This window comes from Serratia sp. T13T92 (genome assembly GCF_047530105.1).
In the GTDB taxonomy this organism is placed as follows: domain Bacteria; phylum Pseudomonadota; class Gammaproteobacteria; order Enterobacterales; family Enterobacteriaceae; genus Chania; species Chania fonticola.
Map to the genome: position 1 here is coordinate 1 of NZ_JBLJAK010000058.1, position 23,583 is coordinate 23,583.

Below are 23,583 nucleotides of genomic sequence, written 5' to 3' on the forward strand. Positions count from 1 at the left end.
AGTTATTACCCTGAATAGTGTAGCTCGGTGCCGTCAAGGTCCCGGTACTGCTGTCATACACCGTGCCACCCCCCAATGACCCGGCAACACTGCCACCCAAGGTGCCTATACGTGTATCCAGACCAGCGATATTCGTGGCGTTGGTGGTGACATTGCTATTGGTCGCAAACAACTGGCTACCATTCACTGCCTCGGTGGAAACCGCAGAAAGCATGCCCGCTGCCAGATTGGTCAGTTTCTGCGCACTCCCCGGTGCCGCTGCCGTACCGCCTGAGTTTGCGGTCAGCAGCAGCGTGTCGGCGGCCACAGTGCTCCGCTGTACAACCCCAGTTCCGCCACTAGTGATTTTGCTAATGTCACCGTTGATGGTGGTGATGCCTGAGTACAACGCGCTCAGATTATCGTTCAACGCACTGAAGGCATTGGTAGCATTGCTATAGTTTACACCCTGCACGTTAAACACTGGTGCCCTCCAAGCACCAGTGATCACGTTATAGTCCGCAATTCCTCCAAAGGTAGTGGCGATAGAAGTAGCAAGGCTATCAGTCGAGATATCAAGCGCCTTTGCTACACTAAATAGCTGAGAACCGTTAACGGCATCGGTCGATGTCGCTGTGAGCGCACCGTCTGCAACACCCTGGATCTGTCTATTACCTAAGGCCAACACGCCAAATGTCGGTGACTGTGTGATGCTCAGCGTAGTATTTGTTACCAAAACATTGGGTGCAATGTTAGAACTTGTATTAGACGTCGTAATGGCATTGCTGTTGCTACCCAACGCAATGCTATTTGCTAACAATGAGTTTGCTGCGGTACCGATGGCGATGCTGTTGGTGGCACTCGCGGATGTTGAAATTGTGCTTGTTCCGCCGCCAATCGCTATACTAGATGTCCCAGAGGCGGCTGTGGTGCCGTTTGCCGCTGCACCGATTGCTATGGAATTTGACCCGAAAGCGGTTGTAGTAGAGTTAGCCCCTACACCTACTGCCAGAGAGTTACTACCGATGAGCGCAGTTGTCGTGAAATCATTCCCAAACCGGGCCGAATATAAAATTTGATCCACAGCATTAATTTTACCACTATTGACATATAACCTACCACCAAGGCTGAGATTATATGATGACTGACCAGCAGATGATCCAGAACCTGTAGGGCCAAAGAAATTTGCGTTGCTTGTTTGTGTGGCAAAATTTGGGCTGCATAGGCTAGAGTTTGTCAAAGTCGAATTTGAACCTCCATCAAGGATGGCATAGCAAGTACTGTCTGTACCATCATTAAAAAAAACGCCTCCAGCCCAAACTTGCTGAAAAGGGCTAGATATCAGTATCACAGAACCGACCAACAGAGCTACCAGGCTTGGAGAAATACAGCGTGAATGTTTTTGAACTCCCGACCTTCTAGAAGTTACAACGAATTTTTGTCCGCAACCACCTGTAACTAATTCAGAAGTAACAACAAACCGTGCTTTAGCATGGCACCATACTATGCTATAGGTCTTATTCATCTTCTTAATCTCTCATAATTAATAGTTTTTTGTAAGCATATAAAATTTCACTTAATCTCACCACAATAGGTGAATTAACCTATACACTTTAAATCTTGGTGGCTTTTAATTATAAAAAATTAACTCCTCACCAATCTATTGTAGAGGCGTGCTGTATACAGCCATTAATCAAGTAAACATCCAAAATCTCACAAAATCTCTTCTGCTATAGTGGAAAAATACTCATATCCTTGTAATTTTCCTTTCGAAAGCCAAGGTACGCCATGCCAAAAAAGATTAACACCATCAGTATTTGCATCAAACAGATAGCCGCCACTGTCCTGGAAAACAAAGCGACCCTTTTGTAATAAAATCAGCTGAAAGGTACGGCCATTTTCTTGCATAGCATATGATTTAACTGTTGATAAATAACGCAGTGCATTTTCTTCAAACGAATCCCTAATAATTTTTATTGCAGACTGTAAAGATAGTGATTTTTTCCCATCAAGTTTTTTTGCGATTGCCGCAAAAATCTCTGCATTAGTTCTAGCAATTGCTAATCTTATTGGCATCAGTGAAGCTATACTATTTTCATCAACGCTAATGATTTTCCCTTCTTTATCCTTAGTAGTGAAATCATCTACACTTGGAATAAAACTTATACTAAATGAAAGCCACGCAGCGCATGAGCTTCTTTGCGCGGTTTTGTCTTTACCTGTTAATATTCCATAGTTGGGGTTTTTCTCTGATAATTTATCAACATCCGTAAAGTTGCTTTTCAACCAATTATCCAAGTCAGCTTGCGTTTTTACCTCATAACTAACACTGCAAACCTCATTAAGCAACTCTCCATTCTTAACGCTGCTAAGTTGAGGCACCATCTTTGACACTGTATCGATTATAAGCGGGTAACTACTCTGCGACACGCCTGCATGCGCGTTATTCGCTATGTAAGAATCACATCCGCTTAAAAAAGATAGAAAAGTTAAAGCAACTATCGAAATGATTTTCATTTACAGGCCTTTTGATTAGTATAAAAATATACTTAGAGACATTAACATAGAAGGAACTAACTCTAAAGAATGCCTTAAACTAAGTTCGGTGTGATTTGAAAAAATTAATTATTAAACGCCAAATGATTAAACACCAAATGATTAATTAACTTTACAACAGTAAAAAATGTTTTATTATATACTGCAGATTAACCCTGATAACACACATGTGAATATGCAAGGATCGGTCTTGCTTTAACATCTTAATACTAAACGATATAATTAGGGTTTAATTTTTTATTATAAATTATCAACTTATCTGATGCATAATATGGTAAAAAATCAGACGGCAGTCAAGAAGAAAAAACATATTTAGGATAATATATTTTTTTATTAAAAATCTTAATTTACACTATCCTTATGGAAAACGATGACACGGTAATACCCCCGAAAAAGCGGTGTGTTCATAAGTAGAATTTTCTCGTAATCTGAACTGAGGAGATTACGATGAAATAATCGCGTTTTACCGACTAAGCAATACGAGGCAGGAACGCCAGTGGCTGAATCGTGTCGCGCACACGGCATGAGCAATGCCAATTTCTACAAATGGCGTTCACGCTTTGGTGATATGGATGCCTCTATGGTGACCCGTAAAAGTATCGATACTGTCCTCCTTTCCGTTGCCGCTAATAAGTTATCTCTGCGTGAGTGGGACAGGATTAAACTGATGAAGCTCATCGACCCACCTCCGGAAACGGTTGTCAACGCCATACGCGGGCACCGCAACGATGCTGCCGCGCTCAGCCGCCTGCAGTACGTTGGGAATTATGATCTTACCCATCAATGGTGGACACAACACTAAGTGAGTAAACTCTCAACCAGAGGTGACTCATGACAAAACCAGCATCAATCAACAAGAAGCCCAGCAAGCAGCACAGACCTGAATTACGTCAGGAAGCCCTGAATTACATGCATAGGATCATACATCACTAATGCCTACCACAGTGGCGCATGTCCCTCCTGCGGCAAAAAGGCCACCGATCTGTGGATTGCCGTTCAGCTTAACCGCCTGCCGGACTGCGACTGGATACACCTGATAGTCACAGCTCTGGCCTCTGTTTGAGGTCAACAACTGGCTCCTTAACGACCTCTGCCGCCCGGATGTCAATAACCTGCTGTACGCCGCCGGCAAACGTGCGCTGGATATTGTTATGTTCTGCGCCATTCACTCTTAAGGTCGTCGTCTCTACAGGCATCCCCACGTGCATGTCTCCGTCACGTGCTGCGGTATCGATGGAACAAGAAATGAAATAAAATCAGCTTCCATAAGGATCCAATGCGCGCCTGCTCGATGTGGAATATCCGCCAGTTACTCCTGAACGTCTGGTCTGAAGGTGTATCACTGTAGCCTTCCCTCGCCCACATCACCAGCAAACACACTGAGCGGTAACATCAATGGGGTAATGTAGGCGTTTGGAGGCCTTTCGGATCAGAGACATCGGCAAACAACATCACAGAAAAAGACAACATATGACTTCAGCGCGGACTTAAGACGACAGTACCTCGTTAGGCGGTTTGACTTCAATGAATTTAATTTTTAATAAAAATAAAAAAAATTATTATAATTCAAAGCCACACTCTATTGGTAAGGTTATATTGAATTTAGATAAATTAAAAATTCATTTTTATTTCTAAAGTTCATTCCTTTAACATAGTTACTTATAAAGTGACTAATGCGCGCTTCTGAAATTTCTAATTTTTTAGAAATGTCTTTATAACTCATTTTCAGGAAGAAAAAATAATAAATTATTGTTTTCTCCATGGCCTTGCTTTTAAACTTCGCGCAACTATAAGCAGTAATCATATTAGTGGATGGCTTTAAAATATTGGGGATTTTTATTTCTTTAGCTAACTCCGTATTTACAAGCGCATAGGGTCTGTCATGAAAAATAGCCTCGGTTATTTTTTTGAATTCGGCATCATAAAAAACAATAAACTTATTAACTTCCTCACCAGCACATAGCTTAAGAAATGCACCCATTTCATCATAATAAAATAAATGTACATTTTCATTTTCCAGTTGGAACTTGACACCATAAAACAGAAAGTTATCATAACTCAATAGAATTGCATACTTTACCATGCTTTACTCCACACAACACAATTATTTAACTTATACGTATGCCTTGTAAATATTTTATGGCATAAGATTGTTCATTGCATTATACTCTTCAAGAGTATACATATCATCATCCTTACATAGTCATACGTTGCCAAATTGATTGCGAAATAAAAATACAGAAATAATGATACACCCACCCTGCAAATATTAAATCCATGACAATATTTAGATATTTAATAAATGATGCTAGGGACCTAATGAAGCGAACCTTAGGTTATTTCCCTTAACTCAATTGTCGCTTTAAAAAAAACCGAACAGAGCCTAATTTAAGCATGCAAAGGTAATTTATGGTTGGTTTCTCCCAACGCGCGGCAATTCGACGATATTTTTTAACATCCCAAAGCATCGCTCAATGACATTGAGATTTTTATACCGCTGGGTATCCAGTTTTTTGCGTCCATCGCGACTGGCTTTCTAATTCGTTTTAAAAAGTATAACCGCTTTTATGCCTTTTATGCCTTTTATGCCTTTTATGCCTTTTATGCCTTTTATGCCTTTTATGCCTTTTATGCCTTTTATGCCTTTTATGCCTTTTATTTTCAGTTTATTACTAAGCTTATGGCTCAAATAACCTTTATAGGCTAACACGGCATTAGGACAGGACTTGAGGTGTCCACTTTTTCTGATAATCCCAACTCGGTTTAGCAAGGTTTCAGCATATTGAATCTCATGGGCTTGCCCACCGCTCAAGCGAAAGCTTAATGACAACCCCGAGCTGTCTGTCCCAAAATGTACTTTGGTGCATCTCACATCTCGAGAGGTGCCAAGCACATTATCCTTGAGTTCATCGGAGTATTTTTTTAGCTCATGCTGCTGCTTTTAACGCCCTGATATTGCTGCCATCCAGTGCTATAGTATCCCAATCGATAAGTTCGTTCTCATCCAAAATCTGGAGTAATTAGCAGCTGAAAATATCGCCACCGGAACGTAAGTTGTTATCTGTTGTGAAGCCAATGAACACTGGTCTGACGTGCTGTTTAACGGCAATACTCGGTGGTTGTTCTATGCTTATGATCGTATTCGAAAACGTTCTCTGGTCAACGTATTCGGACTGAGAAATGCCTCGTCCCTGCGACGATTTCTTGACCTACAAAGTAAAATTAATATTGACTTTTATATGAGGTTTATAATATTCTTTTAAATGCAGTAGGCAACGTGCTGTGGTTGGAGATGTAGCCAACGGATAGAACGACATAGCCTTATTACACATATTAAACGAATAACGCGCAGAAAAATTTTCTTTTCTAAAAAATAGAAACGCACAATAAGATTGTCGGTTTGCATTTCACCCTTCACTATTATTAATAAATTTTTGTAACAATCGGTATTTGCTAGCAGCCGTCTTAATAACGCATCATATATTTATCTGTTTGACATTTTTATCACGCATAGTTGATTATATAGGATCAATTTTATATAGTTTATATAAAATATTATAATGTAAGTATTACGGAATTTAAATCATCTTTATGTTGTATAACATACAAAATGCTTGTGTCGCACTAGCGTAGGCAAATCATCAATAGTGATCCTACCCACGTAATGTGGACATGCATATTCTGGCCGATCGTGAACACTCATTCTCGCCTGAATACGCAGCAGCGATGCCCTGAGCCAGATATCTGTGCCACCATTTACTACGCAATGTGGGCCCAGAAATGCCACAGCGACGGCATACGAACCCCGCATCACTGGACGTTTCATAGAGTTTTACCCACTGTAGCCGCTGCTGAATTTCCCTGTTCATAGGGAAACATTATAGTGAAATGATGTCTATGAATCACACACATTAGCGGCCTAACTACATCCATAATTAGGCCGCTCTCAGCTTTGTACGATATTTTCGACAGAACCTTCCCTACTTGCAGATACCTTGCATCTCATACATTCCTGCTAGGTTCTTCTCTTTTGGCAACTCATAATCCACTAAACAACGCTGATGACCACTTTTACCCCACTGTATCCGCAGGCTGCCTTTTTCTGGGATGCCGGTGATATACACCTGCCCTTCAGCTCCAACCATACCAGCATTTCCCTCTGCCTTATCCGATTCTAGGCTTGCTATCGCCCCCAAAGGAATCGCTTTGCCATTTGGCCGCTTTAATGTCAGTAACGCACGAGCACCGCTTCGGGTAGCGAATTGGGCCCGTACCACGGCACCTTCGGTTGGCACCACCCGAATATCGAACGACTCCAACGCTGCGTCGTCAGACACTGTCGTCGGATCCAATGAGATCCGGTTTTCAGTGTATGGCTGTAAGGAGGGAAATACGGTATATCCACGAAAGTCAGTCTTTACACCGGCTCTAGATAGAGTGGCCACCCCAGCCGCGCCGGGGGCCTCGACTAACGCTACCGTCGTTCCCAGCCTTTGGGACAGCGTCACCCCGGCCTCATGTACCAACACACTACCTGCAATGCCATAATCCATATTGCGGTTATTGGTGCTGTAACCATAGCGGCCACTTACCTCACCATATCCTCCCCGGTAGCGAAGATTGACACTGCTGTTGTTACTCTGTTGGCTATTTTCGCTGATACTTTGTTGTACACCCCAGTTTAGTTGTCGATCGAGGGTTAAACCGCTAAGGCTCATATAATGGTTGGCAGAGCCGCGTGATGAATCATTCAGACTGTAATTAAGCGAAGTATTACTTAACCACCGCGATAACGAAATACCGATATTCAGGCTCAATAACCGCTCGGTTTTATCTTTCATATTACCGTTCTGATAACTATTCAAGGTACCGCTGACGCCCCAAAATATATCCTGCCACGAGGAACTATAATACAGTCCGAGCGACTCCCTATTCAGTTCTGGCTGCCAATAGCCTTCTTTGAGCCAGGTAAGTGAGACACCTCCCCAACCCGCAAGCTGTTGACTGGCCTGAATGCTGAGCTGATCACGTTGCCGCCCCTCTGCAATGCCGCTCTCAGCCGCCCTGCGACTGAGAGCTTCTGGCAATGTCCAAAACCCCATAGAGTCATACTGCTGCCTGCTGAGAGAAAACGTGGTTCCCGTGGTGGCCAGTGAGTGACTGTAACGTAGTCGCCAATATTTTCCTCGCTCGCGTTCTCCATCCGGCCAAGTAACCTGAGACTGAGTCACATCTACAGATAGGGCTCCCAAGTGCCACAACACTGATCCTACCCCAATCGCTGTTGCCAGATAATCCCGGCTACTTTGTACTCCCCCATAAGCGGTTATGTTCGATGGCAAACCATAAATCGCTATCACTTGCCCGAACCCTGGCGTTTCAGCATCATTAGTAGGCATCGGCTTGTAGCGCCCTGCAGCGATCGCATATTGCAATGTATTCTGGCGTAAAAATATTGGTAGTGAAGCAAAAGGCACTACCATGTTTTGTACACTGCCGTCCTCTTCATACACGGTGACATTCAGCACCCCGCCATTGTTCACAGGCATAACGTCATTTAATTCAAAAGCCCCTGGCGATACCGAACCATTATAGATGATACTCCCATTTTGCTCAACTTGGACACGTGCATGGGTACGTGCTATACCACGAATAACAGGCGCATAACCGCGTTCACCGTAAGGCCGCATAGATTCATCCGACATGATCTGCCCCCCCAAAATGGGAATGCTGTCAAACAAATTCGGCGTCGTATAGAACTCCCCCACTGTCAATTGGCTGTCAAAATTATAGAGTCCCCTTTTGGCATTGGTTTGACCAACTTGCCATGTTCCTGGCTGATTGCTGCTCTGCTGCCAGGTTGTAAAGTTATTCATGCGCCAGCCCCCTATATTAAGCACAGGCTGGACGTTAGCGTAGTGATTGGTGCTTTGCTGTCCCTGTCGCGGTATCATGCGACGCCCAGTGAGCACGTAGTTCATCCGCAAAGCCGTTATTCCCTCATCCCAAAGCACTTTAGGAACATGACCTACAGTCGTTTTGCGTAATGCCACTTGCGGGATACTGAGTTGTAATTGCTGGCGGGCAAAGTCGAAATGAGCGGTTGCACCGTTGATGGCTTTAAGATCAGCACACAAAGAAGCCTCGCTTTTTTTTGAAAGTATTTCGGGGTAATCATCAACCCGCACACCGTATTTGATCAGTATATCAGTGCTCAGGCAAGGGGATAACTCTTTCTTTCCACCTTTAGTTGCGAATACAACTTCACGTGAGTCCACCCGTTTGCGATTAAGAAAGATATCAACCCGGTAAGAACCGGGTAACTGAGCACCATCCTCGCTGAATAACGAAATATCTATGCTATCAGCTTGATGATTACCAATCAAAGCAGGATCAAAACGGTAGGTTTTTTCTGATAGCACAGGCCCACTATAAATACCAGCGAGTAGCGCTAATAGAGTAAGGCAAGAACGGGGGCAGAATTGCCATAACCTGTATTCACTCACGCGCCCTCCAAACAATAATTAAACCCCATGTACAACATTGTTTTTTTACAGAATAAAAAATCCTTTCGTTTCGACAAATTTCCCAAAATTAATATTTGGGTTGTTGATTTTATTTTTTCCCTGGTTTTTATGGTAATAGCATAATTTCAATTAATTCAATAATGGTAGATGGTGTTTCAAGGTAGGGAATGTGGCAAAGCATATGTTAGACTCTATTGTGTAATGGTTTTTAATAATTACTATTGGCAGAACTGTGAGTTCGCTATTATGCAATATAGAGAGTTATTCACCATAGACAGAAACAACGAAAGAACCTTTATATATTCCTGGTCTAGCAGTCATGGTAGAAGCAACGTTCAATGGCAGCGTTAATTCGCTCACCGGAGTGGTAACTTTCGCCGTGGTCGATAAACCGGTAAGTTTGCGGTTTAACGTAGGTATACTTCCTATTGTGAAACGCAACCTACTGGTTGGCGCTGTCGTACTTTGTAGATAATAGCGGTTGATATTATCCACCTGATGAATGGCAACATTATGTATCGGTGTAGTCAAGCTGGTAGATACGTTCAATGTTCCTAATTCCTCGCCTATTGACAGTATTTGACTTGAATGTACAGGCCCAGGAATGTATTGAACAATCATATAACTCTGCATTGCAACGGGGACCTCCATTTTTAAAGGGGATGTTCCTATAGACCCGGCAATACTGGATAATGGGAGTATAAGCGTCGCGAGCAACAATGAGTAACTCTTATTCATCTCAATTTACCTCAAGTGTGGATTGCTATTGCAATCCACACTTCATTTATTTTTAATAAAAATTACAAGCTGTATACTGAAACGGTAAAGTTGCCACTAAACACATCTGCAACTGGAGTTCCAGTTGCATAAACCGTTAAAAACTGCTCTTGTGATGGGTTGCGTAACGTTGTTGTCGTGTTACCATTACCAATAGCGGCCGTAACTTCATCTTCCATTGAACCGATATTGATAGGTAAAGGAGTATTGGTTACTGCGCCAGTCAAGGTGAAGGTAGAATCCGGGGTGTTCGGAGTGATGGTCACCGAGTTGATATTACCTGCACCGGTGGTCAACAACTGGATGTTACCTATAATAGTACCGAAAGCAACCTCACCAGAAACCAAACCACTGACTGGTTCGAATGTAGAGGTCAGTGTCGATGGAGCGGCCACAGGGACTTCGATAGTCAACGAGTTGCTAGTGCCAATCTGGGTATTAGCCATTGAAGCAACAGAAAACGAGAGACCAGCGATAAGTAATGCGATTTTAGATTTAAACATTATTTTTCCTTTAATATTCTGAAATAAATTGATGTTAAATATAAATATATAGACATATTTAACTATACAATGGTGAAGTTCTAGCTAGCATTTCCCACCTGTCTCACCACTATAATGGTTGGGTAGGTTTTAAAAACAGTAGAAACAACACTTGTGGGCGTACCTTAGAAAAGATTACGGTGGCCCAGTAGCTACCCAACCAAAAAGATGCGTAGATTTAATAAATAGCATGCCGTATTTGCAGGCGTTTATTTTTGGTTTAATGACTCTGTAACGTTTTTTTTTGCTGTGCGCTTTCATTATTTCGATCATTTTTATTTCCTTATGATATTCCATCTGTTCCCATTTTAGGTTAAAGGAGGTTGATTTATCATTATCGATAATAGCCAGTACTATCCAGAGAGCTCCATAACATATTCTATCTCTTATCGCTAGGTGTTAACGCTTGTACAGGTGTGCTTTGGCCGCCGAAATCATTTATAGATTGCCATGTGACTTTTCCACCAACTTTTGCGCCCTTTGGTACCGAAAATTGCGCTGAGGAAAATGGAGAGACGTAGCTCACATCAGGCACAACAAACCCGTCAATCATAATTGACGATAAATTAATATAGTAGGGTGACATATTTTTAAGCTGCAATTTTCCCTCTCTCCATTCCCAATTAAGCCCTTTAGCTAAGCTCCCTTGGTCTTGAGTCCCTAAGGCTTTGGGTCGATACAACAATTTAATACAGTTATTGACCGAGATCTGAATATTGGAGCCTACGGCATTATTATTGCCTGTGCCACTATCGTCTTCCGAAACAGGTGGGATCGCTTTGACACATAACCAATATAAATGTTCTCGATCTGCAGCATGTGCCTTTCCTGTATAGACAATCCGCAGAGTATTATCCTGTTTGCCATCAAGTCGGAACAATGGCGGAGTGATGATAAATGGTGCCAACATCTGCTTGTCTTCTGTGACTACCGATGGTTGTATCAGGACTGGAAAATCATGCTCATTCTTTACAGTAATTGTTGTTCCACTGCTCTGGGTTTCTTTATATATTACTCTGGAGCTATTTAGGGTGACAGAATAAGTCTGGCTTGCAGCACTTACTCCGTTGGACACGACAAGCAGTGACAATAAAGCCGTAGATAACAAACTGGGCTGTATAAATTGCACGTGAATACCTTCTCTCTGAGTTTCGTTATTCATTATGTATTGCAAAGCGACATTGTCTGCCAGTATTCCTAGAACAGAACTCCATCGAATCTTTTTCAGACTCCAAACACATTATACTAATTAATTAATTCAATACATCACCTATAGGAAAGGAAGGAAACTGGATTCAAAATATCACTCATTCGCGTAACATTAAACATAAAAAAATGTGTAAAATTGAACAAATTATGACAATAGTGGCCAAATAATGAACATATCAATTCGTTATAGAACTAACTTTATTACATAAAAGTAACAACGACCGCATATCAAAGGCGACGAAACTCATTAATTATTTTGTTTGTTTTAGCAAGCATAACTCCCCAGCAGAGCGAGCAAGGCAGCGTTGCTGCCTCAATCATTTTTAAGCTCCCTGCCTTACATCAACGTCAGTGCACCCACGCTTATAGCCGCATAAAATGAGCACGCTTGCAACGTGAGCACGCTGACACCGAGGCTCTTTTCCAATGCCATGCCACCCTCTCTGCACCATGTATATTCCGCGACCCACAAAGCTGTTGTTCCAGCATGATGACTACTAGGGCCTGTACCTGGAAAAGCACGGCTATACACTCAGCGACTGGACCAAACATGCCGTCTAACGCATGTTCGCCTGCGGCACCTGCCTCATGGGCGTTCGCCGTTATTGCTGTACCTCGCCGAACTGCACACACGCCAGCTTCTTCTGCCAGAGCTGTGTCAATACCAATTGAATTGTGACCCACCCACCAATGACTATTCCTGTGGTTCAGTGACCTTCGATTTCTTTAACTGACCACTTTTCAGTTTGTCTTTCAGGCGATAACTCTGACCACTTATCTGGACGATGTGTGCATGGTGAAGTAATCGATCTAGCATTGCTGCTGTCAGCGTTTCATCATCACCAAACGTACCTGACCACTGAGTAAATGGCAGATTACTCGTGAGGATCAGACTTCCGGTCTCGTAGCGCCGGGCGACAACCTGGAAGAATAAATTAGCCTCTTCCTTACCGAACGGCAGATACCCCACCTCATCAATCACCAGCAGCCGCGGCTTGTTGACGCAGCGCCCTAAATTCCCTTGAGATCTCCCTGTCGGTGAGCGGCAACCAGCTGCAACATCATGTCTGCGGTTGCGTCGCATTAGCGTAAGCAAGTTAGCAACAGTTGTGCTGCCGAATTTTCATTCAACCAATAAATAAAATTGTTCCGCGGGAGACAACCCTTCACTTTGCGGATGTTGATATTGTCCTTTTCGTATCATGTGGAGCAGTTCGATACCCGCTAGGATCGCCTGCGCCCGTCGAAACGATTTAAATCACAGCATCGGGCGTATCCGGCGTTTGATATTGCGGTGGTCTTGCTCAACCAGGTTGTTCAAGTACTTACTTTGCCGGACGGTAATCGTTTCCTCATCAGGTTTGTCGGCGTTGAGCGTGGCCAACGCTGCGGTGTTGGCACCACTTTTATCGATAGTGATCACCTCGGGTTCACCGTGATGCCGAATAGCCTTGCGAAAGAAGCGCAATGCCGCTGCAGCGTCACGTTTGGCGGTCAGCAGAAAGTCGATGGTTTGGCCGTCGGTATCCACTGCGCGGTACAGAGACTTCCACTGACCTTTGATTTTGATGTAGGTTTCATCCATTCGCCACCGCCGACCTACCGTGCGCTTGTGTCGGCGAAAAGCTTTATCCAGTAGCGGTACCAGTCGGATAACCCAACGCTGAAGCGTTGAATGATCAACAACAATACCGCGCTCTGCCATGATTTCTTCCAGGTTGCGTAAACTCAGTGAGTAAGCCAAATACCAGCGGACACACTGCGCAATAATGTCGACGGGGTAATGCAGGCGTTTGAAGGCGTTTCGGATCAGAGACATGAGTAGGTAACATCAAAAAACAGCATTTTATAGAACAACGCCTTAATGCGACAGAACCAGAAAACCCACCGCTCAGGCAAAAACGCAGCAGTTCATTGAATTGACGCTGGCCGGAGTCACCCGCGAAGCGGTTGCCGACTGTCTGGGCATTGGCAGGGCCAGCGTCTACCGAATATTAAAAACCTGGCGGCAGCAACATCCCGGCGCCATCCTGCCCGGAGAGCGGGTGAAGCCTTCGCTCAGCCATAGTGAGCCGGCGCCCGAACATGTTACGATAGCCCCATGAAAAAAAATCCAACGCCCCATGATGCAACTTTCCGGCAGTTTCTGACGCAACCCGAAATTGCGCGCGACTTCATGGAGATCCATCTGCCGGCCGAACTGCGGGCCATCTGTGACCTCAGCACGCTGAAGCTGGAGTCCGGCTCCTTTGTCGAAGATGACCTGCGCCAGTATTTCAGCGACGTGCTCTACAGCCTGAAAACCACTGCCGGCGCTGACGGTTACGTGCACGTGCTTATTGAGCACCAGTCCAGCCCGGATAAGCACATGGCCTTTCGCCTCATCCGATATGCCGTCGCCGCCATGCAGCGTCATCTCGACGCCGGTCACAAAAAGCTGCCACTGGTCATTCCGGTGCTGTTCTATACCGGCAAACGCAGCCCCTATCCATACTCGACAAACTGGCTGCAGGAATTTGATGATCCGGCGTTGGCGGAGAAACTGTATACCGGTAATTTTCCGCTGGTTGATGTGACAGTCATTCCCGACGAAGAAATTATGGACCACCGCAGCATGGCCGCACTGACCCTGCTGCAGAAACATATTCGTCAGCGCGACCTGGCCGAACTGACCGACAGACTGTCCGCCATTCTGCTGGCCGGCTATCTCTCTTCGCCACAGGTGATTTCGCTGATACACTATATTATCCAGGCCGGTGAATCGGCGGATGCGCAGGCATTTGTTCGCGCACTGGCCCTGCGGGTACCGCAACATGAGGATGAACTGATGACCATCGCACAACAGCTTGAACAAAATGGTATCGAGAAGGGTATCCAAAAGGGTATCCAGAAAGGTATCGAGGAGGGTATCCAGAAAGGTATCCAATTGGGTGAACAGCGCGGTATGGAAAAAGGGCGCCAAGAAGGTGAACGCGAAGCTGCACTGAAAATCGCACGCACCATGCTGGCCAATGGCCTCGATCGCGATTCGATCATGAAGATGACCGGTCTGACCGCTGACGATCTCGCGCAGATCCGCCACTAATACTTTGCGTCAACGGGCAGGGTAGCCATTGTTAGATAAAACCGAATCCGTTACCACAGAGAACACTACCTCAGCGCTCAGCCATCTGGCGTTCTGCGCCCTGGTGGCGTTGGGGCTGGCGCGCCAGGACGGCATCGCCGGCACGCCCTATGCCGAAAACCTGTTTCTGATCCGCTGGCTGGCCACCGCCCAAAAGCAAAAACGCTTCCCCAGGAGCGTTGCGATTGACATTCAGTGGTTACTCGAACGTGGCCGCAAACACGGCCCGGCTGGCAAACTGCGTCAGCATCTTGACTACCTCTGGCGCTCCTGCAGCGGCAACCTGGCCGCACAATCCGATCTGTTCCGGCTCACCTACGCCTCTGAAACCCTGAAAGACCAGGGCTGGGACAATTATGTGCTGGACGCACACGAGTGGAAATCTGGCGTAACGCCGGTACCGTCACAGCACAACGGATTCTACGTCGAAAAAGCGGCGCTGAACGCCGCCTTTGCCCAGGACGGTAGCCATCTGCACCCCGTAACCTTTCGGGTTGTCGGTGACGCCGACCGGTTTATGCACGTCATGGCGGAGTACGGACTGGGCACCCGCCAGCTTAACAGCACGGCGACCTGCCACACCATCGCGCTGGAGCCTGCGTAAACGACATCATCGCAGCCCGGTAAAAGGACAGATATAGCGGCACCTGACCCACCGTCGCCGGCAGACACGCAGCCGGCTGTGCTGAGGTCACGTTAACAGGGTGATACCATGACCGGACACAAAAACAGGTTCTGTCGCATTAAGGCGTTGTTCTATAAAATGCTGTTTTTTGATGTTACCTACTCATGTCTCTGATCCGAAACGCCTTCAAACGCCTGCATTACCCCGTCGACATTATTGCGCAGTGTGTCCGCTGGTATTTGGCTTACTCACTGAGTTTACGCAACCTGGAAGAAATCATGGCAGAGCGCGGTATTGTTGTTGATCATTCAACGCTTCAGCGTTGGGTTATCCGACTGGTACCGCTACTGGATAAAGCTTTTCGCCGACACAAGCGCACGGTAGGTCGGCGGTGGCGAATGGATGAAACCTACATCAAAATCAAAGGTCAGTGGAAGTCTCTGTACCGCGCAGTGGATACCGACGGCCAAACCATCGACTTTCTGCTGACCGCCAAACGTGACGCTGCAGCGGCATTGCGCTTCTTTCGCAAGGCTATTCGGCATCACGGTGAACCCGAGGTGATCACTATCGATAAAAGTGGTGCCAACACCGCAGCGTTGGCCACGCTCAACGCCGACAAACCTGATGAGGAAACGATTACCGTCCGGCAAAGTAAGTACTTGAACAACCTGGTTGAGCAAGACCACCGCAATATCAAACGCCGGATACGCCCGATGCTGTGATTTAAATCGTTTCGACGGGCGCAGGCGATCCTAGCGGGTATCGAACTGCTCCACATGATACGAAAAGGGCAATATCAACATCCGCAAAGTGAAGGGTTGTCTCCCGCGGAACAATTTTATTTATTGGTTGAATGAAAATTCGGCAGCACAACTGTTGCTAACTTGCTTACGCTAATGCGACGCAACCGCAGAAAGTCGATTGTCTGGCCTGATGAGTCAACAGCCCGGTACAGATACTTCCACTGCCCGTTGATTTTGATGTAGGTTTCATCCATTCGCCATCGACGCCCCACCGAACGTTTATGCCGGCGGAATGCCTTGTCCAACAGAGGCACCAGACGGATAACCCAGCGATGAAGTGTGGAATAGTCAACAGCAATGCCGCGTTCAGCCATTATTTCCTCGAGATTGCGCAAGCTAAGGGCATAAGCCAGATATCAACGAACACATTGTGCGATGATATCGATGGGATAATGCAAGCGTTTAAAGGCATTTCTGATCAGAGACATGAGTAGGCAACATTACAAAAAAACAGCATATTACCTGACGTCGCTAACGCGACAGAGCCGGCGAAAAACCTTATCCAGTAGAGGTACCAGGCGGATAAGCGTTGTTTATCATGGCAGGTAGTCCAAATACATTTTACGCTCCCAGTCGGTCACTACGCCGCAAGAGCGAGCCCACTCATCAGCCTTCAATTCACGGTACAGATTGGTCAGCTCTGCAGGGAATGCGTTGCGAACAACTTCGTCACGGTCAAACGCAGCAACCGCATCACCGAGGGTCAGAGGAATACCTACCGACTCACCACCGTCGACATAGCTGTCTTTGGTCTCGGACGGACCTGGATTAGTTTTATTGCGAATACCGTCGAGCATGCTGGCCAGAAGCAGGGTGTGGGATAGGTACGGGTTTACGCTGGCATCGGGGAGTTTGTACTCCAAGCGACCATTGGCCGAAAGTCGAACAGTACAGGTTTTGTTGTCCATGCCCCAGTTGATTCGAGTCGGAGCGAACTGGCCTATGTCCCAAAAGCGTTTGTATGAGTTCACGGTGGACGCCATGATCATCATTGAGCCCGGAGCATGAGCGAGCATGCCACCCAAGGCGTGCAGACCTACGTCAGTCAGATGCAGTTCGCGGCGGCCGGACTCAGCCAGAACGTTACGGTCATCTTTCCACAAGCTGACGTTGTGGTGGCAACCGTTACCCATGCTGCCGGTGCTCGGTTTTGGCATGAAGCTCGCCTTGACACCAAATTCACTCGCGACTTGGCGACAGATTAGGCGGTAAGTCATCAGGCGATCTGCAGTGAGTTCGCATGAGTCAAACATCCAGTTGAGTTCGAGCTGGCCCGGGTCTTCGTAATCGCCTTCGATCATGTCGAGCCCCATAAAAATCGCGTATTCCATGACGCGTTTGTAGATAGGACGCATGAGTTCAAGGTTGCCCATGTGATAGGCGGGGCTTGCGCCAGGGCGGACTTGTACTTCCAGCTTTTCACCGAACCACGTCATTTCAGGCTCGCAACCGGACTTCATGCGGAAGCCTGTTTCTTTGATGAAGGCTTCGTGTGTGCGGATCAAGTGCCCGCGAGCATCGGTACCAAGTGGGGCTCCACCATTTTCGAGCCGGTGATCCGGCTCATACATGCGGCAGAAGAACGACCCAATGGATTTATCCCAAGGGAGAACGTTGAAGCTGTCAATGTCTGGGATTGCGGTGAACTCGGCTGCTTGCGCGCCCCCACCCAAAAGCTCGCCAGTACGGGAGGTTTGAAGATCCGATACAGCGGTGCGGTGGAACTGCACACCATTCTCAAGGTTGCGCAGCAAATATTTCGCCGGCACGACCTTGGCGATGACACGACCGGAGAGGGTAACAACTTGATAGTAGAGATATTCGACGCTGGCATCTTTGATGCGTTTAGCCAGTCCCTGGGACGCTTGGGAGTTGGTGTTGAATTCTCTGTGCAAGTCTAACGCTGTCATTCGAGTTCTCCTGGCACTGCATGGACAAGGCATAGCAGCACATTCTTTTTTATATGTTGAGTGCCTAAAAAAAGCAGCGCAACTTTTGATAATCGGCCTGCTCTAATGCAATAGAGCCCTGAAAAATATTTGAGCAGAGCTTACAGGCATAACGTTGGGTAACGGATGCTGCGTGTCCAGTTTTTTTGAATAGCCTTACCGGACGAGCATTTTACGCTATGATGTACTCATTGAGACCATACTTAACCTTCAATATCCAGCCACCATGGGTTCCACGCGCGCCCAGCTTGTCTCGACAGTAATGCGTATCCGTCGTCCGTGACGTATGAGACTCATTATCGCGACCTAGCAGCAGGGCTGCATGATAAAGATACCATCAGGAACGCTCTCCGTATCCCCACCCATGCCCCGTTACCAGCCCAGTTGCTTGTTAAAGCCGAGGGCGTCGTAGTAGTCATGCTGAGTAAGAATTTTGCCTTCTTTGAGATGAATAAAACTGACCCCCCTGAAGCTAAGAGGGCGGTTGGTGGCTGGCGTATCGGCACTCCAAGCGCCGCTGTTATTGCCTTTAAACTCCCATTCAAACGCAATGCTTTCGCCATTCACAATCGGCTTGCCAAGCATTTTCCATTTCAAATCCGGTACTGCCTGCATAAATACCTGAATTACTACGGATTTGGCGTTTTCACGGCCAACTTGAGGAGTCCCTACCGAAGCGTCGAGAAACTCGACGTTGTCGGTAAGATACTCCGCCGCGGCATCTGCGCTATGCGTGTTCCAGGCTTTCATGTAGTCATGAATTACGTCGAGAGTATTGCTTTGGTCAGCGGCAAAACTTGCAGGACTGGCAAGGACCAGAAACAGCCCAAAAATTAGCGAGTGGATTCGAGACGTCATAGTGTTCAACCTTATAGTTAGTAAGAAGATTGCCTCCGCGCATAACGGCAGGCATTGATGCCAATTAGCGTTTTTTCCACGCATCCGAAGCGGGTGCCTTGCCCTTTTCATAGGGACGAAACAGGGTCATGTATAAGACACCGACCAGAATCACGATGGCACAGACAACTGCGATACCGTAATTCACATACCAGGGCGCATCCGGCGTACGCGGCCAGGACATATTGATGATCGCGAACATACCGTAGCAAAGGGCAGCAATATTTACTATCCACCCCCAGCGGCCCATGGTGAACTGGCCCTTTGGTTTCCACCCGCGGATACGGGCGTATAGTGCGCCACCAACAATCATTTGAAACGCCAGGTAGATACCGATAGCGGCGAAGCTCACCACCAGGGCAATAGCGTTCTGAAGGTAGAATCCTACACACACAATAAGCGCGGGCAACACACCACATACCACCAGAGCTGCGGTCGGGACATGAGTCGTAGGCGAAAGCTTTTTCAGGACGTTACTACCCATGAGCATTTCATCTCGAGCATAGGCGTAAAGCAAACGACTAGCGGATGCCTGCAAACTCAGCACACAGGAAACAAAAGACACCGTAATGACCGCAATCACTACCCGTGAGCCTACAGGCCCGAACGCGCTACCGAATATGGTCGACATGGGATCTTTGTCTTGCCCGGAAATGACCGCAGCCATATCTGGAACCGCGAGGATCAGCGCCAAGGCTGCAAAGATTGAAGCGGCACCGCCGATCCAGATGGTCATCCGCATTGCCTTTGGTACCTGGCGACTTGGATTTGGTGTTTCTTCAGCAACATCGCCGCAAGCTTCGAAGCCGAAGTAAAGAAACATCCCCGCCAATGAGGCTGTGAGGAAGGCTTGCCAGTACGCCCCATCAATGGAAATGTCAAAAGTGTTGAACAGTACGCTCAACGGCTGATGCCGTTCGAAGATCAATAGGTATCCACCGATCAGCAAAGCCCCGACTAGTTCGCAGAGAAAGCCAAACATCGCTACCCGAGCCAATAGCTTGGTCCCACTGATGTTTAAGACCGTCGCCGTTGCCGTCAGAACTAGCGCGACCAAAGTATTGGTTACCGGCGATGAGTCGAACCCCAGAAGGTTTGCGATATAAGGGCCAGCCCCCAGCGCAACGGCCGCAATGGTTACGCATAGAGAGATGGCATAAATCCATCCAACCATCCATGCCCACTTCTTACCAACCAAACGGCGCGCCCAAGGATAGACACCGCCAGAAATCGGGTATTGGGATACCACTTCGCAAAAAATCAAACATACCAGCATCTGTCCGAAGCCCACGAGCAGGTAGGACCAGAACATGGGTGGCCCGCCGGCGGCCAGACACAGGCCGAACAAGGTGAAAACACCAACTACAGGTGACAGATACGTGAATCCGAGGGCAAAGTTCTGCCATAGACTCATACTACGTTCGAAGTTTGAGGTGTATCCAAGTGCACGGAGTTGCTCCGCGTCTTGATCTACAGCCGCTTTGGCACCAATTGAGCTGTTCATTGAAATATCCGTTGAAGAAGGAACTTTTTTAGTATCCATTGAGCAGACAGTGCCATTCTGTCTGCTGCTCAGTTAACCAGGGTTGGCTCAGAGCTGTATCCAGGTGGCCTTTATTTCAGTATATTTATCAAATGCATGCAGCGATTTGTCACGGCCATTCCCAGACTGTTTATAGCCGCCGAATGGTGCCGTCATGTCGCCCCCGTCATAAAGATTGACCCAAACACTGCCAGCACGAAGTGCGCGGGCCATGGTGTGGGCTCTGGACAGATCACACGTCCAGACAGCGGCAGCCAGACCGTAAGGGGTGTCATTGGCGATGCGTACCGCGTCCTCGGCTTCGTCGAACTCAATGACTGACAGTACGGGACCGAATATCTCTTGCTGAGCAATTTTCATCGAATTGCTGACATTGTCGAACAGGGTTGGCTCTACGTAACTGCCACCGACTTCTACCTGTGCTATGCGTCCTCCGAGCAAGAGTCGTGCGCCTTGTGCTTGACCCTCTTCGATGTGCTGCATTACACCATCCAGATGACGCTTATCAACCATTGCGCCAACGTTGGTTGATGGGTCTAGAGGATGTCCTGGCTTCCAGCTCTTCATGGCCTCAACAACCATCGGTACAAAGCGCTCTTTGATAGAAGCCTGTACCAGCAAACGTGACCCCGCAGTGCAGACCTCACCTTGGTTGAAAGCGATGGCTGCCGCAGCTGCTTCGGCGGCTGCCTGTAGATCAGGGGCATCAGCGAATACGATATTGGGACTTTTACCGCCTGCCTCAAGCCAGACGCGCTTCATATTCGACTGGCCCGCATAAATAAGTAGTTGCTTGGCCACTTGGGTCGATCCAGTAAAAGCCAAAGTGTCAACATCATTGTGTAGTGCCAATGCTTTACCCACGGTGTGGCCATAACCCGGCAGAACATTGAGCACACCTGCTGGAAGGCCAGCTTCCAGAGCAAGCTGCGCTATGCGAATAGCCGTCAGGGGGGAACGCTCCGATGGCTTGAGGACTACGGAGTTGCCGGCAGCAAGTGCCGGCCCCAACTTCCAGGACGCCATCATCAAAGGGAAATTCCACGGCACAATGACCGCAACGACGCCGACAGGCTCGCGGATAACCAACCCCAGCTGATCCACCGAAGTCGCTGCGACCTCGTCGTAGATTTTGTCTATTGCCTCAGCGCACCAGCGGATGCTGTCGATGCTGCCCGGGAGGTCGACCGACAACGAATCGGAAATCGGCTTGCCCATATCCAGCGTTTCTAGCAGAGCCAGCTCTTCGGAATGTGTCCGCAACAGCTCAGAGAAACGCAACATCGTTGCTTTTCGCTCTGCAGGTGCTTGGCGTGACCAAGCACCTGACTCGAACGCAGACCGGGCACTGGCTACCGCCAAATCCGCGTCTGCGGAATCGCAGCTAGCAACCAATGCAAGCACACTCCCGTCGATAGGACTTATGCACTCAAAGGTTGCATTTGAGGTGGCCGACACATATTCGCCGTTGACGAACGCTCGCCCCTCAATGTCTATCGATGCTGCTCTCACTTCCCACTCTGTTCGGGTCGACATACTCATTGTTAAACTCTCCAGTGTCAGGGTGCTGGCGACTCACATCGCCTTAAACATAATGATAAATAATTTGGGATGTAATGTTTAAAAGAGGCTAATATGCGTACATTGTTAGCGCCACATAGGATTATTGCCTGATAAAAAAGCCGCCAAAAGTGAAAATGAATCTACCGGGAGCAGAGCTTAAAAGTGGTATTGTTGGTTTATTTCCTAGCCATCAATATCTTTACTTCTGACTATTCATTATTAATAGATGAAATAATTTTTATGTAACTGCATAGCAATTACGCATACGCTATTTTATAACGTATCTACTGTAATTTCATAGTCTCGCCCTAGCTTGTCGGCTTTTTGTGAATATCATTTTTAAGCTTCATCCAAAGTTGAATCAGTTGCAGTAATACTTTGTGAAAAGGGCAAAAAATGTAATAAAGGAACAACAAGATAACTCAGCACCAGCTTTTCATATATATTACCCCTTCAACTAAAATATATATCATTCCGCAAAGTAAAAATGTTAAGCTCTACAAAATGAACCTGACCTGTAATGAATCCATCAACAGAGCGCTCAAAAGCTTTCCGACAAGTGCACCAGGAACCGGCTGTAAACCAGGCATCATTTCACCATAAACATCCCATGCTTCTTCAAGCACTGTAGGGTTAACTAGATGATACGTACTCCTCGTGGCAGTTCGTGAGCCACACATTTTACAAACGTATCAATCGCACCTCTGGTCGTAGCATCAGCGATAGCCATTGGGATAGGTTTAACATTCATAATGCCAGAAACCACTGTGAAAGAGCCTTTGTCATTGATGTAGTCCAGACCAACTTTAACCAAATTAATCTGTCCCATCATTTTACTCTTTACCGTCACTCCCCACTGTTCTTCGGTCATTTTCGGTAAATTCGGCATACTCACAGTAACCAACAGTATTGACCACAGCATCGAACTTACCGACCATTTCAAATAATGCATTCAGGGATGTGGAACTGGTTATTTTTTACATGACAACCACAACATTCGCCTTAACGGCTGGTAGTGTTCACCTAGTAGCTTTTAAGTTCATTCAGTGCTGCCCATCCCATTTTTCTTCGTTCACTAACTGGGGTGATTTTTTTATTTTTCATGCCAACCAAATTATAATCTCGCATTAATGAAATGTATAGTTGTATATAACACAACTAAATTATTTACAGCTCTACTGCATTAGCATTGGCTCTGTCGCGTTAGCGGCGTCAGGTAATATGCTGTTTTTTTTTGTAATATTGCCTATTAATGTCTCTGATCAGAAATGCCTTTAAACGCTTGCATTGACGCACTTCTAAGAGTCAAGTCATTATCTGGATGCTGTTGACCTGCCTGTTTTGGTTACGCAGTAATGTAGGCTTTGTTGATTAAATCGGATTTAGATAAAAGCGCCTCCCGTCACTGACTTCCTCAGGCAATCCGCACACTTTCTGGCATCCCTGCACGCGTCATTTTGTTTAAGGCACGGATCATGGCCATAGC

17 protein-coding genes and 11 pseudogenes are annotated in these 23,583 nt (G+C 46.7%); 8 read left to right on the forward strand and 20 right to left on the reverse strand.

The window, feature by feature from the left end:
* The 3 genes and pseudogenes from ACMV5I_RS26730 to ACMV5I_RS26740 all read right to left on the reverse strand — a co-directional run.
* Nucleotides 1-463 (reverse strand): annotated as a pseudogene (locus tag ACMV5I_RS26730) (hypothetical protein); the annotation flags it as partial.
* Between the two features lie 72 nt (nucleotides 464-535).
* Nucleotides 536-1,504: pseudogene (locus ACMV5I_RS26735) on the reverse strand (ESPR-type extended signal peptide-containing protein); the annotation flags it as partial.
* 188 nt (nucleotides 1,505-1,692) lie between these two features.
* A complete protein-coding gene (locus ACMV5I_RS26740) occupies nucleotides 1,693-2,496 on the reverse strand; it encodes a hypothetical protein (RefSeq protein WP_414825655.1) in 804 nt (267 codons plus the stop codon).
* Between the two features lie 511 nt (nucleotides 2,497-3,007).
* Here ACMV5I_RS26740 and ACMV5I_RS26745 point away from each other — a divergent pair.
* The 3 genes and pseudogenes from ACMV5I_RS26745 to ACMV5I_RS26755 all read left to right on the forward strand — a co-directional run.
* Nucleotides 3,008-3,127 (forward strand): annotated as a pseudogene (locus tag ACMV5I_RS26745) (transposase); the annotation flags it as partial.
* On the forward strand, nucleotides 3,116-3,337 hold the full coding sequence (locus ACMV5I_RS26750; protein ID WP_414825668.1) for a hypothetical protein: 222 nt from the start codon (nucleotides 3,116-3,118) through the stop codon (nucleotides 3,335-3,337). The pseudogene ACMV5I_RS26745 and the gene ACMV5I_RS26750, both read left to right, overlap by 12 nt.
* A gap of 120 nt (nucleotides 3,338-3,457) precedes the next feature.
* Nucleotides 3,458-3,880, forward strand: a pseudogene (locus ACMV5I_RS26755) (transposase); the annotation flags it as partial.
* Nucleotides 3,881-3,902: 22 nt separating this feature from the next.
* On the opposite strand, the pseudogene ACMV5I_RS26760 reads toward ACMV5I_RS26755, so the two are convergent.
* The 3 genes and pseudogenes from ACMV5I_RS26760 to ACMV5I_RS26770 all read right to left on the reverse strand — a co-directional run.
* Nucleotides 3,903-3,974: pseudogene (locus tag ACMV5I_RS26760) on the reverse strand (IS6 family transposase); the annotation flags it as partial.
* 152 nt (nucleotides 3,975-4,126) lie between these two features.
* The gene (locus ACMV5I_RS26765; protein ID WP_414825656.1) at nucleotides 4,127-4,618 is read right to left on the reverse strand and encodes a hypothetical protein; all 492 of its coding nucleotides are present in this window, start codon (nucleotides 4,616-4,618) and stop codon (nucleotides 4,127-4,129) included.
* Between the two features lie 453 nt (nucleotides 4,619-5,071).
* Nucleotides 5,072-5,428 (reverse strand): hypothetical protein, encoded by a 357-nt coding sequence (locus ACMV5I_RS26770; RefSeq protein WP_414825657.1) that lies wholly within the window; start codon nucleotides 5,426-5,428, stop codon nucleotides 5,072-5,074.
* Nucleotides 5,429-5,594: 166 nt separating this feature from the next.
* Here ACMV5I_RS26770 and ACMV5I_RS26775 point away from each other — a divergent pair, with 166 nt between their 5' ends.
* Nucleotides 5,595-5,798 (forward strand): IS1 family transposase, encoded by a 204-nt coding sequence (locus ACMV5I_RS26775; protein WP_414825669.1) that lies wholly within the window; start codon nucleotides 5,595-5,597, stop codon nucleotides 5,796-5,798.
* 447 nt (nucleotides 5,799-6,245) lie between these two features.
* On the opposite strand, the pseudogene ACMV5I_RS26780 reads toward ACMV5I_RS26775, so the two are convergent.
* From ACMV5I_RS26780 to ACMV5I_RS26810, 7 genes and pseudogenes are all read right to left on the reverse strand, one after another.
* Nucleotides 6,246-6,404: pseudogene (locus tag ACMV5I_RS26780) on the reverse strand (IS481 family transposase); the annotation flags it as partial.
* A gap of 111 nt (nucleotides 6,405-6,515) precedes the next feature.
* The gene (locus ACMV5I_RS26785) at nucleotides 6,516-8,957 is read right to left on the reverse strand and encodes a fimbria/pilus outer membrane usher protein (protein ID WP_414825658.1); all 2,442 of its coding nucleotides are present in this window, start codon (nucleotides 8,955-8,957) and stop codon (nucleotides 6,516-6,518) included.
* A 366-nt stretch (nucleotides 8,958-9,323) separates the two neighbouring features.
* A complete protein-coding gene (locus ACMV5I_RS26790) occupies nucleotides 9,324-9,695 on the reverse strand; it encodes a hypothetical protein (RefSeq protein ID WP_414825659.1) in 372 nt (123 codons plus the stop codon).
* 167 nt (nucleotides 9,696-9,862) lie between these two features.
* Nucleotides 9,863-10,342: a hypothetical protein gene (locus ACMV5I_RS26795; protein WP_414825660.1), complete on the reverse strand. Its 480-nt coding sequence runs from the start codon at nucleotides 10,340-10,342 to the stop codon at nucleotides 9,863-9,865.
* Between the two features lie 418 nt (nucleotides 10,343-10,760).
* Nucleotides 10,761-11,543: a molecular chaperone gene (locus ACMV5I_RS26800; RefSeq protein WP_414825661.1), complete on the reverse strand. Its 783-nt coding sequence runs from the start codon at nucleotides 11,541-11,543 to the stop codon at nucleotides 10,761-10,763.
* A gap of 741 nt (nucleotides 11,544-12,284) precedes the next feature.
* A pseudogene (locus ACMV5I_RS26805) lies at nucleotides 12,285-12,661 on the reverse strand (ATP-binding protein); the annotation flags it as partial.
* Nucleotides 12,662-12,713: 52 nt separating this feature from the next.
* Nucleotides 12,714-13,409 (reverse strand): annotated as a pseudogene (locus ACMV5I_RS26810) (IS6 family transposase).
* Between the two features lie 70 nt (nucleotides 13,410-13,479).
* Between ACMV5I_RS26810 and ACMV5I_RS26815 the strand changes: the two are divergent.
* From ACMV5I_RS26815 to ACMV5I_RS26830, 4 genes and pseudogenes are all read left to right on the forward strand, one after another.
* Nucleotides 13,480-13,695, forward strand: a pseudogene (locus ACMV5I_RS26815) (helix-turn-helix domain-containing protein); the annotation flags it as partial.
* Nucleotides 13,692-14,675 carry an Rpn family recombination-promoting nuclease/putative transposase gene (locus tag ACMV5I_RS26820; protein ID WP_414825662.1) on the forward strand — a complete coding sequence of 328 codons (984 nt, stop codon included), beginning with the start codon at nucleotides 13,692-13,694 and terminating at the stop codon, nucleotides 14,673-14,675. The pseudogene ACMV5I_RS26815 and the gene ACMV5I_RS26820, both read left to right, overlap by 4 nt.
* Before the next feature lie 28 nt (nucleotides 14,676-14,703).
* The gene (locus ACMV5I_RS26825; protein WP_055314039.1) at nucleotides 14,704-15,318 is read left to right on the forward strand and encodes a DUF2913 family protein; all 615 of its coding nucleotides are present in this window, start codon (nucleotides 14,704-14,706) and stop codon (nucleotides 15,316-15,318) included.
* Nucleotides 15,319-15,503: 185 nt separating this feature from the next.
* Nucleotides 15,504-16,199, forward strand: a pseudogene (locus ACMV5I_RS26830) (IS6 family transposase).
* 53 nt (nucleotides 16,200-16,252) lie between these two features.
* On the opposite strand, the pseudogene ACMV5I_RS26835 reads toward ACMV5I_RS26830, so the two are convergent.
* The 7 genes and pseudogenes from ACMV5I_RS26835 to ACMV5I_RS26865 all read right to left on the reverse strand — a co-directional run.
* Nucleotides 16,253-16,573: pseudogene (locus ACMV5I_RS26835) on the reverse strand (IS6 family transposase); the annotation flags it as partial.
* Between the two features lie 108 nt (nucleotides 16,574-16,681).
* Complete coding sequence (locus tag ACMV5I_RS26840) at nucleotides 16,682-18,055, reverse strand: glutamine synthetase family protein (RefSeq protein WP_414825663.1); 1,374 nt, start codon at nucleotides 18,053-18,055, stop codon at nucleotides 16,682-16,684.
* A gap of 411 nt (nucleotides 18,056-18,466) precedes the next feature.
* The gene (locus ACMV5I_RS26845; RefSeq protein WP_414825664.1) at nucleotides 18,467-18,952 is read right to left on the reverse strand and encodes an ester cyclase; all 486 of its coding nucleotides are present in this window, start codon (nucleotides 18,950-18,952) and stop codon (nucleotides 18,467-18,469) included.
* 64 nt (nucleotides 18,953-19,016) lie between these two features.
* Nucleotides 19,017-20,495 (reverse strand): APC family permease, encoded by a 1,479-nt coding sequence (locus ACMV5I_RS26850; RefSeq protein ID WP_414825665.1) that lies wholly within the window; start codon nucleotides 20,493-20,495, stop codon nucleotides 19,017-19,019.
* Nucleotides 20,496-20,582: 87 nt separating this feature from the next.
* Entirely contained in the window at nucleotides 20,583-22,076 is a 1,494-nt protein-coding gene (locus tag ACMV5I_RS26855; RefSeq protein ID WP_414825666.1) for an aldehyde dehydrogenase, read from the reverse strand.
* A gap of 658 nt (nucleotides 22,077-22,734) precedes the next feature.
* Entirely contained in the window at nucleotides 22,735-22,968 is a 234-nt protein-coding gene (locus tag ACMV5I_RS26860; protein WP_414825667.1) for a hypothetical protein, read from the reverse strand.
* 543 nt (nucleotides 22,969-23,511) lie between these two features.
* On the reverse strand, nucleotides 23,512-23,583 hold a 72-nt coding region (locus ACMV5I_RS26865; protein ID WP_262405404.1), incomplete at its 5' end, for a hypothetical protein.